Annotated in this window: 1 protein-coding gene; it reads left to right on the top strand. The window is 52.1% G+C overall.

What is annotated here, in order from left to right:
* Positions 1-52: 52 nt before the first annotated feature.
* Positions 53-845 (top strand): YqhG family protein (locus GRP75_RS28295; protein ID WP_160791039.1); only part of this gene is annotated, 793 nt, incomplete at its 3' end.

Genomic DNA, 845 nt, shown 5'->3' with positions numbered 1-845 from the left:
AATACGGTTCCTCCAGGCAAAGCTCGACGCAGTGTGAAAGGAGGTCGCTAGTTTGACCATGAATGCACAGCAAGTCCAGCGCTTTGTCCACACCTATCTGGAAGCTACCGGATGTAGTGTCATCGAGAGGTCGCCCCACCATGTAACCGTCAAGCTTTCTCCAGAAGCGGATAAAGCCCTAACAAACCGCCCCTACTATTGGGGATACGTAGAGCGTACTGGCGTTCCAGCGCAGACGATGTCCTTCACTTTCATCTTTGATGGGGAAGCCTATCGCACAGAACAGGAACGTTTAGCCGATCATACGCCACCAACTCCAGCATCAGGCAACGCAGCACAGGATCAGGTCATGGGGCGTTACTTCGGTCATGTACCGACGTTACCACAATTAGGACCTGGACGTATTTTGCAGGAGGAGCTTCGATATGGAAGCCGTCGGCTGCATCAAATTTTTGAAGCCGCACGAGATGGAGGGAAATATGTTTATTTGTTTGAGCAGCCTGATGCCCGTCAGCTGTCTGCCCGCTCTCCCGTAGTCTATGAAGCTTGGCTCAGCATTTGCTATAAGATTGAATTCGCCTGCGATTTGAAGCGTGAGGAACTTCAGTGGCTAGGTATTTCGCTCAAAAGCGGCACCATTGTAACCGATTTTGGCGCCATGCTCGAAACCCGGCAGCTCAGCCCGCTGCTGGCGGGCAATATGCATGTACAGCCTGCCAAGCTGTCTGTCCCTGAAGCTTCCACCTCGCTTGAAAGCTATCTTATCGAACAGCTCCGTCAGCAAGATTATGATTGGGCTGAGCAGGCGAGGGAACGATTGCGTGAGGAATTGGAGGTTATTGACC

The organism is Paenibacillus sp. OT2-17, assembly GCF_009827695.1.
Taxonomy (GTDB): Bacteria; Bacillota; Bacilli; order Paenibacillales; family Paenibacillaceae; genus Paenibacillus; species Paenibacillus polymyxa_B.
This window is presented reverse-complemented; position numbering and strand designations above follow the sequence as displayed.